Genomic DNA, 12,209 nt, shown 5'->3' on the forward strand with positions numbered 1-12,209 from the left:
TCCCGCGAAACGCAACGTAACGCTGGTGCGTCACATTTCGGGATGGCTACCCTTTTTTTTGGATGTAAGGGGGGAGCCAATTCATGTTGGGCAGAGCACTCAGGATCACCGCAGGAACATTGGCGTTGGGGCTTGTGGCCGGCGTTGGGTACCTGCTGATCTCTCCGCCCGACCTGTTGCGAGTCGGGACCAACTATTCGGCCAAGATCGTCTGTTCTAACGTGTTCATCGCCGGGCGGGATGCGCAGGAGGTACTGGCGGTTGATGTGCAGGCGCCCGGGCATCCGTTGCTGAAACACGTCTCGGTCTCGGTTGACCCCGAGGCGCAATCAGTATCTGCAAAGCTACTCGGGATCTTCGCCCCTGCGACCAGCCAATATCGCGAGGGGCTTGGATGTGCGAATACGCATGAGGCCCAACCGGTCAACGCCCAGCTAAACACTCTGCCCGCGCTGTCTGATGCACTTTGGCCGGAAGGCACCACCGTGGCCCCAGCGCAGAACTCCAAATTGGCAATGGTTCTGTCGGACCCGACCATTCTGGGAAAGGGCTTCCGCGCCGTAGTTGTGGTGCATGATGGCCGGATCATTGGTGAGGCTTATGCGGATGGATTCGACGAAAATACCCCTCTTCTGGGCTGGTCAATGACCAAAACCATAACCTCTGGATTGATTGGAACGCTGATAAAATCCGGTCAGATGAAGTTGACGGATACACTGGTCGATTCATTTCCCGATTGGGCAGAGGACAACCGGCAGCACATTACCGTCGAGGATATGTTGACCATGTCCAGCGGCCTGCGATGGAACGAAGGCTATGGTGACGTCTCGGACGTGACTCGGATGTTATATCTGAGCGACGACATGGCGGGGTTTGTCACTTCGCTTGAGGCCGAGGCTGAGCCAAATACTGAATTCAACTATTCGTCGGGCACATCCACCGTCTTGGCGCGGGTCTGGCAGGATCAGGTCAAAGATGACAGCTTGTCCTATCCGCAGCGCGCACTCCTGCTGCCACTGGGCATGACCTCGGCCATACTTGAAACTGATGTTTCTGACACCTTTGTCGGCTCAAGCTATATGTACGCCACAGCGCGGGATTGGGCACGATATGGGCAATTCCTGCTGCAGGGCGGCACATGGGACGGGCAGCAAATTCTGCCCGAAGGGTTCACTGACTGGATGTTCGAACCGGTTGCTGTCTCGGGCGGGGCATATGCCAAAGGTCACTTGTGGCGCGACGTGCCGGGTGGAGAACCCCCGTTCGAAGATGCGGTCTGGATGGCCGGACACGATGGGCAATCGGTCGGGATATTCCCTTCGCGTGATCTGGTGATCGTGCGATTGGGGCTTACACCGTCCGATACCGGTTATTCCCCGCTGCCGCTGGCCAAAGCGGTGATTACGGCGCTTGGTTCCTAACCCGAACTACCCGAGATGCGGCTGAAACGCAGAAAGCACCTGCTGGTAGACGTCCTTTTTGAACGGCACGATCTCATCGACCAGCCGCGTCGTGGTCTGCCATTTCCAGTGGGTGAACTCGGGGTGCTCGGTTGCGATGTCGATCTGATCATCCCGGCCCAGAAACCGCATCAGGTACCATTTCTGCTCCTGCCCGCGATACCGGCCCTTCCAGATTTTCGGCACAATGTCATGCGGTAGGTCATAGGGCAGCCAGCCGTCGGTCTCGGCGATGATTTCCACAAGATCAGCGGGCACTCCAGTTTCTTCCCAAAGCTCGCGCAGGGCCGCATCGCGCGGGTCTTCGCCCTTGTCCACGCCGCCCTGCGGCATCTGCCAGGCGTCCTTGTGACGATCATTGCGCTGACCGACAAAGATTTTCCCCTCGGCATTCATCAACATCAGTCCCACGCAGGGGCGATAGGGCAGTTTGGCGATTTCATCAGGGGTCATGCGCGGCCTCGTGATTAAGCTTTGCTGCGTCTCTAGCAAGCGCCGCAGTAAAGGCAAAGGGAATGACGTTAGGTTTCGCGTGACAAAGGTGACGCGAAGGTCAATCTGACGGTCAAAGTCGGGAGGGAGAGTTTGCCATGACTGCGTACCCAAACATGTTGGCCCCGCTGGATCTGGGTTTTACCACGTTGAAGAACCGCGTGCTGATGGGCTCGATGCATACCGGTCTGGAAGAGACCGGCGACTGGATCCGTGTCGCCGAGTTCTACGCGGATCGCGCGCGCGGTGGTGTTGCTTTGATGGTGACGGGTGGGATTGGCCCGAACCTTGAGGGCTCGGTGCTGCCCGGGGCCTCGATGATGACCAATGATGAAGAGGTGGCGAACCATTCCATTGTGACCAAACGTGTGCATGAGGCAGGCGGCAAGATCGCGATGCAGATTCTGCATGCGGGGCGCTATGCCTATGGTCCGAAATGCGTGGCCCCCAGCCCGGTGAAATCCCCAATTTCTCCGTTTCCGCCGCATGAGTTGGACGAAGAGGGTATCGAGAAGCAAATCAGCGACATCGTCAACGCGGCTGTTCTGGCCCAGAAGGCGGGCTATGACGGGGTCGAGATCATGGGCTCCGAGGGGTATTTCCTGAACCAGTTCCTCGTGACCCACACCAACAAGCGCGAGGATCGCTGGGGTGGGTCATACGAGAACAGGATGCGTCTGCCCATTGAGGTGGTGCGCCGCACGCGGGAAGCCGTGGGGAGCGATTTCATCATCATCTATCGCCTTTCGATGATTGATCTTGTGCCCAATGGGTCGACCCATGACGAAGTCGTTGAACTTGCGCAGCGGATTGAGCAGGCCGGGGCAACGATCATCAACACCGGTATCGGTTGGCATGAGGCGCGGATTCCGACGATTGCTACCAGCGTTCCCCGTGCTGCATTTGCGTGGGTTACCAAGAAGCTGATGGGTAAAGTCGGGATTCCGGTGATCACCTCGAACCGGATCAACACGCCTGAGGTTGCCGAAGAAGTTCTATCGACCGGTTGCGCCGATATGGTGTCTCTGGCGCGGCCGATGCTGGCCGATGCGGATTTCGTGAACAAGGCGATTGCGGATGAAGCCGCGAAGATCGCCCCGTGCATCGCATGCAATCAGGCCTGTCTGGACCACACTTTCAGCGGCAAGCTGACCTCATGCCTGGTCAATCCGCGCGCCTGTCATGAGACTGAATTGGTGATCGGCAAGGCCGAGACACGCAAGACAGTGGCCGTTGTCGGCGCTGGCCCTGCAGGTTTGTCCACCGCGATGACAGCTGCCCAGCGCGGCCATGATGTAACCCTGTTTGATCGCGCCGCCGAGATAGGCGGGCAATTGAACATGGCCAAACAGGTGCCAGGGAAAGAAGAGTTCTGGGGACTGGTTGACTGGTATCGCACCATGATGGACGACCTAGGCGTGACGGTCGAACTGAACCGCGAGGTCAGCGCGGATGATCTGACCGGTTATGATGAGGTGGTCATCGCCACCGGTGTCACTCCTCGTGATCCACAGATTCCCGGCCAGGATCGGGACAATGTGCTCAGCTACATCGACGTGCTGCGCGACAAGGCCGAGGTCGGCAGCACCGTTGCCGTGATCGGGGCCGGAGGCATCGGGTTCGATGTCTCCGAATTCCTGCTGGAAGACGGTCACAGCCCAACCACGGACCTTCCATTGTGGATGAAGGAATGGGGCGTGACCGACCCCGCAGAACACCGCTCGGGCCTGGCCCCCGAGGGCCCGCAGCCCGAAGCACCAGCACGGCAGGTCACGCTGCTGCAGCGCAAGGCGCAGCGTCACGGCAAGGGGCTAGGAAAGACAACGGGCTGGATCCACCGCGCGACATTAAAGATGAAGGACGTCAGTTTCGTTGGTGGTGTAAATTATGAGCGCATCGACGAGGACGGCCTGCATGTCAGCTTTGGCGAAACCCGCGATGATCCAACCGTCATCGCAGCCGAGTCGATCGTCCTATGTGCCGGGCAGGTCTCGGACCGGTCGCTGGCGGATGAGCTGATCGAACGTGGAATGACCCCGCATGTGATTGGTGGCGCAGATGTGGCAGCTGAGCTGGACGCCAAACGTGCGATCAATCAGGGCACACGTCTGGCGGCAGCGTTCTGACGTTGTAATGCCAGTGCGCTGGAGAAAGCCGCCCCGGAAGAGGCGGCTTTTTTCGTTTTCCTTGACTCAATTGTTATCGATATACATATGTACCACATGAGTCAGAAAATAGAACGCACCCAAACAGGAATTCGAATCGAGAAGCGGCTTCTGAAAGTTCTCAAAGGGCTGGCAGAATCGCTGGACATGACCCTTGGCGACCTGATTGAGGGCATTGCGCTGCACAGCTTTGAGAACAAGCCAGCCTTCTCTGAAGAGACGCTGAAGAAGATCAAACAGCTCAAAAGTGTCTACGACTTCGATTGGACAGCTGAAGACAGCCACCGTTTCAAGGAGGATGAAGAATGAGCGCATCGCGATACGCCGACGTCACCATCGCATTTGAAGCACACGCAATCGACAACGCAACGTTCGGACACGCCGAACATGTGCAAGTCGCTTATGACCTGCTACACAAGTATGATTTCATCGATGCCGCAGCGATCTACGCCAAGGTAATTCGCACGTTAGCAGCGAACGCAGGCGCACCGGACAAGTTCAATCTGACAATCACCTACGCATTCATGAGCCTGATCGCAGAGCGGCTGGCCAACACGCAAGCTACTGACTTTAAGAGTTTCGCACAGGAAAATTCCGACCTGATGGCCAAGTCAGTACTCAACCAATGGTATTCTGCGGAACGTCTCAACATGCAGCTTGCGCGCGATATATTCCTGCTGCCTGCCGACGCATAATCGTGTTTTGCGGCGAAGGTGAATTGTTACTCTACAGTGATCGTAATCACCTCGGACACAATGGGCGTCGCATGAGGGACGTGGCCTGCATCCCCAAGCACCAGCTGCAAAGTATGCTCACCCGGAGCAAATTCCAAAGTCACCTCGGTCTGACCGCCACCGAAATGAATGTGATTGTCGTCTGCGGGCAGACCGTATGACAGTTCGTCCGCACCGTCTTCTCCCTGCCCAAGTGGTGGGCGATCAATCAGGAGGTGATGGTGCCCTGTATTTTCCTTCTCGGTTCCTGCAGGGGCAACGCCCATGCCGCTGAGGCCAAAGACTACGGTCACAGGTGATTGCACGGTGTCCCCGTCAGACAAGTTCACGAAATAGACCTTCGCATCTGGATTCGATGGTGTTTCCCCCCCGGCCCACACGAGGCTGGCGGTCAGACACAGGGTAATGACAGCAAATAGGGCTTTCATAGTCTCCTCCGTGGTCACAAAAATGCCATTCTCATCATAGCACGATTGGAAAAAAGTCCAGAAAACGGGGTTTTGCATCGAAAGGCATGGTCCGCGGCATATAGGCCCGGGCGTTTCCTAGTTGCAAACGATCCGATTCAAAACCCTGATATTATCCCATGTCTGCCCAGTTCTTGCCCAGATTGATCGCGATAAAGAGACAACGAACGGAAGACCTGGGGAACGAGAATGGATCGACTAACTGAAATGGAGGCCTTTTCCAACGTGGTGGACCAGGGTGGTTTCACCGACGCGGCCAAGAAAATGGGCATCTCCAAATCAGCCGTGTCTAAACACGTCTCGAGCCTCGAGGCGCGGTTGGGGGCAAGGCTATTGAACCGGACAACGCGCCGGGTTTCGCCAACCGAGATCGGGTTGGCCTATTATGATCGCGCCCGTCGCGTGCTGAACGACGCAGGCGAAGCGGATGCGCTGGTGACTTCGATGCAATCTGCGCCTTCTGGTCTGCTGCGGATCTCTGTGGCAACAGATTTTGGCGTCAATCACCTGTCACCGGTCCTGTCGGACTTCCTGTCGGCCTATCCGGACATCACCGTGAACATGGTTCTGAACAACCGCTATGTTGAGCTGATTTCCGAAGGCTTTGACGTGGCCGTGCGCATTGGCGAGCTGGAAGACAGCACGCTGCGCGCCCGTAAGCTGACCGAAACAGTGAAACGCATGGTCGCGTCGCCGAGATATATCGAGCAGTTCGGACGCCCGCAGAAGATCGACGATCTGAACGAACACAAACTGCTGCATTACTCCAGCCAATCCTCGGGCAGCGTGTGGAAGCTGACGGCGCCTTCGGGCGAGAAGCGTCAGGTCCGCACTGCTGGCTGGCTGAGCGTGAATGACGGGCAGTCGCTGCTGAACGCCGCGATCTCGGGGCTTGGGATCGCGCATCTGCCCAGCTATCTATATGCCGAAGCACTGAAATCGGGCGAGGTGGTAGACGCCATGCCATCGCTACCGGATGAGGTTCAGGGCGTCTATGCAGTGTACCCGCCGGGCCGGTTTACCCAGCCCAAGGTGCGGGCATTCATTGATTTTCTTGTCGAATCCTTTGCTGAAAAGGGTCCGATGGACTGGTAGAATTCTCCCTGTGGCACCTAAACGGCCCGTGCTGAATGGCACGGGTCTTTTTTTGTTTAGCGATGCATCAGTTAGTCTCTGGTGATACGGCCCGCTGATACAGGTGCCACGTGGTGTGGCCCAGGATCGGCAGCGTGAAAATCAGCCCCAGAAACGCCGGAACCAGCGACAAAAGCATGGTGACCGAGATGATCGCCGCCCAACTGAGCATTACCACCGGGCTTTCAGCGACCACGCGAATGGAAGTGAGCATGGCGGAAACAAAGTTGGTTTCCCGATCCAGAAGCATGGGCATGGCCACCACAGTCACCGAGAACAGGACCGCAGACAAAAACGCGCCGATGCAGGTGCCGACCGCTAGAAAGATCCAGCCTTGCGATGTGAAGAAGATGGTGTTCATGAACCCTTCGAAATCCGAGAAGGACGCCTTTTGCAGGATGATCGCCAGCCAAAGGCGGATTTGGTAGGTCCATACCCAGAAAATGAACAGGGTGACAAAGGCCATCCAACCCATCTCGCGCTTGCGTTGATGGGCCATGACGCTGAGGATTTCGGACCAGCCGAAGCTTTCCCCTTTCTGCATCCTACGGGACATTTCATAAAGCCCGGCGGCCGCAAATGGGGCAACCAGCGGAAAGCCTACGGCGGCAGGAATGATCATCCAGATCTTGCCAAGCCCGACCAGGCACCAAACGAACAGGATGCCGAAAACCGCGTAGAACAGGCCGAAAAAGCCGCTCATGACCGGGTGTGCGAGGAAGTCGGAAAACCCGGCCTTCAGCGATGCGGTAATATCCTCGGCCGTCAGCCTGTTAACCTCGGGCATGGATTGCTGTGGGACCGTGTTATCCGGCGGAGTGGTATCTTCGGTTTTGGATGCCATGACGCATTCCTCCCAAAGCATGGTGACTGGTGGGACTGCCTGCCAACAGGCCTGATGGCAAGACAGACGCACCGATTAGCTGCAAGTGTGCATCAGGCCGCGCCATCAGGGCAAGGGGGACACAGGGCGTCCGCGGTGCTCGCGCCTGTTAGTTGACCAGCAACACCGCCTCGACCCGTCGATTGAGATCGCGGCCCTCGGGCGTAGCGTTAGAGGTGATGGGCGCAAGATAGCCTACGCCCTGCGCCTCGATCCGGTCGGCGGCAACACCGTGCGCTTCGATCAGGCGCGCACGCACGGCTTCCGCCCGTTTGGTGCTGACCGCAATATTGGCCTGCAATGCGCCCGTATCATCCGTGTGCCCTACCAGCGCCAAACGGGTCGAAGGATTGTCGGCCAGATAGCCCGCAAGCAGCGCAAGCGAGGCAAACGGCCCTTCGCCCAGCGCGACTTCGCCGGTGCGAAAGTGCAGGTCATCAAGGATGACATGTCCGGTACTGCTGAGATCGTTTAGCAACCCGGCAGGGCCCTCAACAGTTTCCTCGATCACAAGTGGCTGCGCAGGCTGCGTACCTTGCGGGGTCACCCGGATCATCTGCACATAGCCATCCGGCGGGTTGCGGCTGACCAGCAGGCTCAGCACTTCGTCACTGCGGGAGGCGGATAGAAAACGGTAATCGTGGATCGCCACATACATGTCAGGCGTCGGCACCACTTCGGTGCCAAAGCGGAAATCGAATCCGCCACAATTGCGTGCCTCGCATTCAAACGCGATCTCGAAACCTTGCGCCTGAAGCTGTTCCCGAAGCGGTGCAAGAATTTGCAGCGTCGTGCTGGACCCGGCCTGCAGACGCCATGTTAGCCGCTCGACACGCCCTTCGACAGTGCGGGATGGAACTGCGCCGTCGGCAAACACGCCGGTTGGCAGGTCGTAGCTGTCCAATGCACTGGTGCGATCCGAAATCTGCCGGGCGCTGGCGGGCAACGTCAGTTCCTGCGCCTGCACAGGCACGGCCAAAAGGAGGCTAAGGAACAGGAAACGGATCATCGGAACTGCGCGTGATACTCTGGGTTCGGGACCATGGCAGTGGCACTGGCCACGCGGTTGGTCATATTGAAGAAACCGGTGACATTGGCAATGTCCCAGATATCGCGATCCGAAAACCCGACATCACGTAAAAGCTGGCGATCGGGCTCTTCGATTGTGGTGCTGGCGGTGGTCATCTTGGCTGCGAAATCCAGCATTGCACGTTGGCGCGCGTCCAATTTGGCGACGCGGTAGTTCATGACCAGCACCTCACCCAGCTGCGGATCGCCCGAAAGCTGCCGCACCGCTGCGCCATGAGCCACGAGGCAGTAGAAGCATTTGTTGATCGAAGACACCACGACCGCAATCATCTCGCGTTCCAGCTTGGTCAGCCCGCTATCGGCCAGCATCAGATCATTATACATCGAAGTGAAGGCATTCAGCTTGTCGATATCGAAGGCATAGGCGCGCAGGACATTCGGCACCATTCCCAGTTTCTCGACACAGATATCAAAGTATTTCTGCGTCTCTGACGGTAGTGGGTCCACCATTGGCAGATCCAGGGCAGTGGGCATGTCCTGTTTGGTCAATTCGTCCTCCTCAGACGCGCTGGCGATAGTGGTATTCTCCGACGATCTTCATCCCAAGCGAGTGGTAGAGGCCATTGGCCCCCGCGTTCGCCTTGGTACAGATCACGCTAAGCGTCTGCGCGCCATTGTCCAGCGCCCAAAAGGCCGCGGCGCGCATGGCCCACTGGCCCAACCCCTTGCGGCGGTGATCCGGTAGGATTTCTAGCGCGTGAACCATCGCGATACCTTCATGGATCGCCACGAAGCCGGTTCCTGCGGGCTGATCGCTGTGGCGCAACAAAAGGCCGGTCTTTGGGCCCGGTGCCCGGTACATGATCGCAATCCGTTCGGGGCCGATACCGCCCTGCGTCCAGATCTCACGCATGATGGCCAGCGGTTCCCAGATGTTGAAAACAGTCACGCGCGGGATCGGGATATCGGTCAACTGCTGCGCCGGGCAGGAATAGATATTAACCGGATCAAGGATGTCGTAGCCGCGTTGCGCAAGCATTGCATCCAGCGCCTCATCTCCGGGCCGCAGGCAGAAGATGCGTTTTTGACCCATCGCCTGCATGGCGCTTTCGGCCGCATCGATATCGGCGCTGGTGACGTCCCCGGTGCGATTGGCGGCAGAAACGCGTGAACCTCCGCCCTGTCCTTGCCGCAGTCGAAATGGGCCTTGCGTTTGATAGCCGGCGGCAGGCCATGTGCCATCGACAACGGCGGCCCAATCGGGATTCAAAGCTCGATCTCTTTCGCAAGGCGGGTCATGGCGGCATCGATCCGTCCACCCTCGGTGCCGCGCACGACGACGTTGGCTCCGAAGACGCCATTCGTCTGAAACGGATAACAGCCGATCGAAAGATCGCCGAAGTCTTTGGCCAGTGCAGCCAAAGTTGCTGCAATATCGCCTTCACCCCGATCCACACGCAGCGTCTGCGACAAAAGCGGGCTACCTCCGATGAGCGAAGGCAGAACACTTGCAACCATGGCCTGAAAAACCAAAGGCACCCCGGCCATGACATGGACGTTGTTGATGGTAAAGCCGGGCGCGGTCGAGACCGGGTTGTCGATCAATTCGGCCCCTTCCGGAATACGCGCCATGCGCAGGCGAGCGTCGTTCAGCTCCAGCCCGGATTTCTCGTAATGCGCCTCAAGCAATGTACGCGCGTCGTCGCGAACATCGATATGCACACCAAAGGCACGGGCGATGCAATCGGCGGTGATGTCGTCATGGGTCGGACCAATACCACCACTGGTAAACACATGGTCATGGGCCTCTGATAGCGCCCTTACGGCTGCCTCAATCGCGGGTGCATCATCGCTGACAATGCGCACCTCTTTCAGGTCAATGCCGTGTTTGGTCAGCTCTCCAGCCAGATAATGCATATTGGCATCGCGGGTGCGGCCCGAAAGGATCTCATCCCCGATCACCAACATTGCAGCGGTTGGATTGGCCATGACGCGCCCTCCCTCTTGATCGACCGTTAGGGCAGGTATAGGCCCTTGGCCATGCGATTTGAAACCCCCCTTGTCCCCGCTCGACTGATCCGCCGCTACAAACGCTTTCTGGCAGACTGCAGGCTGGAAGACGGGCGCGAGGTGACAGCCCATTGCGCCAATCCGGGCTCAATGATGGGGCTGGCAGAACCGGGTGAGAAAATCTGGCTGGAGCCCAACGACGATCCGAAGAAAAAGCTGAAATACGGCTGGCGGCTGGTCGATCATGAGAACGGGCATTTCACAGGGGTCGACACATCAGTCCCCAACAAGGCGCTTCGGTTGGCGCTCGAGGCGCGTGAAATCCCCGAGCTGGCCGCCTATGAAACCGTGCGCCCCGAGGTCAAATACGGTGAAAACAGCCGTATCGATTTCCTGCTGACTGGGCCGGGCCTACCCGATGCTTACGTCGAGGTCAAAAGCGTCACCCTCTCTCGCCAAGCGGGCCTCGCTGAGTTTCCCGACAGCGTCACCGCACGCGGCACCAAACATTTGGGCGAACTGGCAAAGATGGCCGTACAGGGCCACCGGGCGATCATGCTTTATTTGGTGCAAAGGACCGATTGCGATCGGTTTGCACTGGCCGATGATATTGACCCAGCCTATGCGGCGGCGTTTGAGGCGGCGATAGGGGTTGAACGCTTTGTCGTTGGAACTCGGATCACGCCCGAAGGCGTCTGGGTTGAGCCCGCTCGGCAATGGGGCACGGGCTAGAAACTTCTTTGATAGACCCTATTTACTAGTTGAAAACCGAGCCCTCTGGTACTTTCTGCACAAGCAGCGTAAAAGAAGTGCTGCGTGAAATATTTGGAGTCCCGCACCGATGAAAGAACATCGTGGCCGTCTGACCAAAGACGGTATCCGCATCTATGAACAGAGTGACTTTGCCGGCATGCATGCGGCAGGGGCGCTGGCTGCGCGGATATTGGATGACATTGCTGAACATGTTTTTGTCGGCCAGACCACCGGTGCGATTGACGGGCTGATCACTCAGATGGTCGAGGATGCAGGCGCGGAATCGGCAACCATTGGCTACAAGGGTTATCAGCACGCCAGCTGCATCAGCGTGAACCACGTGGTCTGTCACGGCATTCCGGGTGACAAAAAGCTGAAGGATGGCGACATTCTGAATATCGACGTGACCGTCATCGTTGATGGCTGGTTCGGTGATACGTCGCGCATGTATGTGGCGGGTAAATTGCCGCGCAAGGCCGAACGGCTGATTCAGGTGACCCACGACGCGCTGTTCAAGGGTATCGAGATGGTCAAGCCGGGCAATACCTTCGGCGATATCGGCCACGCCATTCAGGCCTATGTCGAGGCGCATCGGATGAGCGTTGTACGCGATTTCTGCGGCCACGGTCTGGGCAGGGTGTTCCACGCGCCACCAAATGTCCTGCACTATGGTCGTCCGGGTACCGGAGCTGTGTTGGAAGAGGGCATGTTCTTTACCATCGAGCCGATGGTCAATCTGGGGCGTCCTGAAACCAAGACACTGTCCGATGACTGGACTGCCGTGACCCGCGACAAATCGCTGTCGGCGCAGTTCGAGCATTCGGTCGGTGTGACCGCAGATGGGGTTGAGATTTTCACCTTGTCACCGGGCGGCAAATATCACCCGACCTATTCGTCCTGATCGGTCGCCTGATCGCGTAATAGCTTCAGCAGCAAGGTTTCATCCCGCCACGGGATGACCGCGTCGTGAATGAACACCGGCGCGCGCATCGGTTTGGGCGGAGGCCCAGTTGTGGTGTCGGCGTCTTTCGAAAAAGCCCAGAGCGGAGGTGTGATAGCGCGGTCCATGGACCAAGCATAAC

General features: G+C 58.0%; 15 protein-coding genes. 7 read left to right on the forward strand and 8 right to left on the reverse strand.

Annotated elements, in window-relative coordinates:
* Positions 1 to 83: 83 nt before the first annotated feature.
* Positions 84 to 1,421 carry a serine hydrolase gene (locus I5192_RS15260; protein WP_223117207.1) on the forward strand — a complete coding sequence of 446 codons (1,338 nt, stop codon included), beginning with the start codon at positions 84 to 86 and terminating at the stop codon, positions 1,419 to 1,421.
* Between the two features lie 6 nt (positions 1,422 to 1,427).
* Here the strand turns inward: I5192_RS15260 and I5192_RS15265 are convergent, their stop codons facing one another.
* Positions 1,428 to 1,913, reverse strand: a complete 486-nt coding sequence (locus I5192_RS15265; RefSeq protein WP_223117208.1) for an RNA pyrophosphohydrolase — start codon at positions 1,911 to 1,913, stop codon at positions 1,428 to 1,430.
* Between the two features lie 137 nt (positions 1,914 to 2,050).
* Between I5192_RS15265 and I5192_RS15270 the strand changes: the two genes are divergently transcribed.
* From I5192_RS15270 to I5192_RS15280, 3 genes are all read left to right on the forward strand, one after another.
* Positions 2,051 to 4,078: an NADPH-dependent 2,4-dienoyl-CoA reductase gene (locus tag I5192_RS15270; RefSeq protein WP_223117209.1), complete on the forward strand. Its 2,028-nt coding sequence runs from the start codon at positions 2,051 to 2,053 to the stop codon at positions 4,076 to 4,078.
* Positions 4,079 to 4,174: 96 nt separating this feature from the next.
* A complete protein-coding gene (locus I5192_RS15275; protein WP_170394756.1) occupies positions 4,175 to 4,426 on the forward strand; it encodes a hypothetical protein in 252 nt (83 codons plus the stop codon).
* Positions 4,423 to 4,812 carry a hypothetical protein gene (locus I5192_RS15280; RefSeq protein ID WP_223117211.1) on the forward strand — a complete coding sequence of 130 codons (390 nt, stop codon included), beginning with the start codon at positions 4,423 to 4,425 and terminating at the stop codon, positions 4,810 to 4,812. The genes I5192_RS15275 and I5192_RS15280 overlap by 4 nt, the downstream gene beginning before the upstream one ends.
* A gap of 26 nt (positions 4,813 to 4,838) precedes the next feature.
* Here the strand turns inward: I5192_RS15280 and I5192_RS15285 are convergent, their stop codons facing one another.
* Positions 4,839 to 5,279, reverse strand: a complete 441-nt coding sequence (locus I5192_RS15285; protein WP_223117212.1) for a DUF4399 domain-containing protein — start codon at positions 5,277 to 5,279, stop codon at positions 4,839 to 4,841.
* A gap of 228 nt (positions 5,280 to 5,507) precedes the next feature.
* Between I5192_RS15285 and I5192_RS15290 the strand changes: the two genes are divergently transcribed.
* Entirely contained in the window at positions 5,508 to 6,413 is a 906-nt protein-coding gene (locus I5192_RS15290; RefSeq protein WP_170394766.1) for a LysR family transcriptional regulator, read from the forward strand.
* A 67-nt stretch (positions 6,414 to 6,480) separates the two neighbouring features.
* Here I5192_RS15290 and I5192_RS15295 read toward each other — a convergent pair whose 3' ends face one another.
* From I5192_RS15295 to I5192_RS15315, 5 genes are all read right to left on the reverse strand, one after another.
* Complete coding sequence (locus I5192_RS15295) at positions 6,481 to 7,296, reverse strand: DUF2189 domain-containing protein (RefSeq protein ID WP_170515081.1); 816 nt, start codon at positions 7,294 to 7,296, stop codon at positions 6,481 to 6,483.
* A gap of 148 nt (positions 7,297 to 7,444) precedes the next feature.
* The gene (locus I5192_RS15300; RefSeq protein ID WP_223117213.1) at positions 7,445 to 8,344 is read right to left on the reverse strand and encodes an OmpA family protein; all 900 of its coding nucleotides are present in this window, start codon (positions 8,342 to 8,344) and stop codon (positions 7,445 to 7,447) included.
* Complete coding sequence (locus tag I5192_RS15305; RefSeq protein ID WP_370644325.1) at positions 8,341 to 8,898, reverse strand: peroxidase-related enzyme; 558 nt, start codon at positions 8,896 to 8,898, stop codon at positions 8,341 to 8,343. The genes I5192_RS15300 and I5192_RS15305 overlap by 4 nt, the downstream gene beginning before the upstream one ends.
* Positions 8,899 to 8,923: 25 nt before the next feature.
* A complete protein-coding gene (locus I5192_RS15310) occupies positions 8,924 to 9,634 on the reverse strand; it encodes a GNAT family N-acetyltransferase (protein WP_170426109.1) in 711 nt (236 codons plus the stop codon).
* Positions 9,631 to 10,353: a molybdopterin-binding protein gene (locus tag I5192_RS15315; protein ID WP_223117215.1), complete on the reverse strand. Its 723-nt coding sequence runs from the start codon at positions 10,351 to 10,353 to the stop codon at positions 9,631 to 9,633. The genes I5192_RS15310 and I5192_RS15315 overlap by 4 nt, the downstream gene beginning before the upstream one ends.
* A gap of 51 nt (positions 10,354 to 10,404) precedes the next feature.
* On the opposite strand from I5192_RS15315, the gene sfsA reads away from it, so the two are divergent.
* Together sfsA and map are read left to right on the forward strand one after the other, a co-directional pair.
* A complete protein-coding gene (sfsA, locus tag I5192_RS15320; RefSeq protein WP_223117216.1) occupies positions 10,405 to 11,106 on the forward strand; it encodes a DNA/RNA nuclease SfsA in 702 nt (233 codons plus the stop codon).
* A gap of 109 nt (positions 11,107 to 11,215) precedes the next feature.
* Complete coding sequence (gene map, locus I5192_RS15325) at positions 11,216 to 12,028, forward strand: type I methionyl aminopeptidase (RefSeq protein ID WP_170394785.1); 813 nt, start codon at positions 11,216 to 11,218, stop codon at positions 12,026 to 12,028.
* Here the strand turns inward: map and I5192_RS15330 are convergent.
* A complete protein-coding gene (locus I5192_RS15330; RefSeq protein ID WP_170394788.1) occupies positions 12,016 to 12,195 on the reverse strand; it encodes a hypothetical protein in 180 nt (59 codons plus the stop codon). The genes map and I5192_RS15330 overlap by 13 nt on opposite strands.
* Between the last annotated feature and the right edge of the window lie 14 nt (positions 12,196 to 12,209).

Origin of the sequence: Ruegeria sp. SCSIO 43209 (genome assembly GCF_019904295.1) — a bacterium.
Lineage (GTDB): Bacteria > Pseudomonadota > Alphaproteobacteria > Rhodobacterales > Rhodobacteraceae > Ruegeria.

What these genes read in the sequence shown, in the direction of transcription:
- I5192_RS15265 (WP_223117208.1), bottom strand. Translation starts at nt 1,913, where the DNA reads ATGACCCCTGATGAAATCGCCAAACTGCCCTATCGCCCCTGCGTGGGA.
- I5192_RS15270 (WP_223117209.1), top strand. Translation starts at nt 2,051, where the DNA reads ATGACTGCGTACCCAAACATGTTGGCCCCGCTGGATCTGGGTTTTACC.
- I5192_RS15300 (WP_223117213.1), bottom strand. Translation starts at nt 8,344, where the DNA reads ATGATCCGTTTCCTGTTCCTTAGCCTCCTTTTGGCCGTGCCTGTGCAG.
- I5192_RS15290 (WP_170394766.1), top strand. Translation starts at nt 5,508, where the DNA reads ATGGATCGACTAACTGAAATGGAGGCCTTTTCCAACGTGGTGGACCAG.
- I5192_RS15315 (WP_223117215.1), bottom strand. Translation starts at nt 10,353, where the DNA reads ATGGCCAATCCAACCGCTGCAATGTTGGTGATCGGGGATGAGATCCTT.
- I5192_RS15275 (WP_170394756.1), top strand. Translation starts at nt 4,175, where the DNA reads ATGAGTCAGAAAATAGAACGCACCCAAACAGGAATTCGAATCGAGAAG.
- I5192_RS15280 (WP_223117211.1), top strand. Translation starts at nt 4,423, where the DNA reads ATGAGCGCATCGCGATACGCCGACGTCACCATCGCATTTGAAGCACAC.
- I5192_RS15285 (WP_223117212.1), bottom strand. Translation starts at nt 5,279, where the DNA reads ATGAAAGCCCTATTTGCTGTCATTACCCTGTGTCTGACCGCCAGCCTC.
- I5192_RS15295 (WP_170515081.1), bottom strand. Translation starts at nt 7,296, where the DNA reads ATGGCATCCAAAACCGAAGATACCACTCCGCCGGATAACACGGTCCCA.
- I5192_RS15330 (WP_170394788.1), bottom strand. Translation starts at nt 12,195, where the DNA reads ATGGACCGCGCTATCACACCTCCGCTCTGGGCTTTTTCGAAAGACGCC.
- sfsA (WP_223117216.1), top strand. Translation starts at nt 10,405, where the DNA reads ATGCGATTTGAAACCCCCCTTGTCCCCGCTCGACTGATCCGCCGCTAC.
- I5192_RS15305 (WP_370644325.1), bottom strand. Translation starts at nt 8,898, where the DNA reads ATGCCCACTGCCCTGGATCTGCCAATGGTGGACCCACTACCGTCAGAG.
- I5192_RS15260 (WP_223117207.1), top strand. Translation starts at nt 84, where the DNA reads ATGTTGGGCAGAGCACTCAGGATCACCGCAGGAACATTGGCGTTGGGG.
- map (WP_170394785.1), top strand. Translation starts at nt 11,216, where the DNA reads ATGAAAGAACATCGTGGCCGTCTGACCAAAGACGGTATCCGCATCTAT.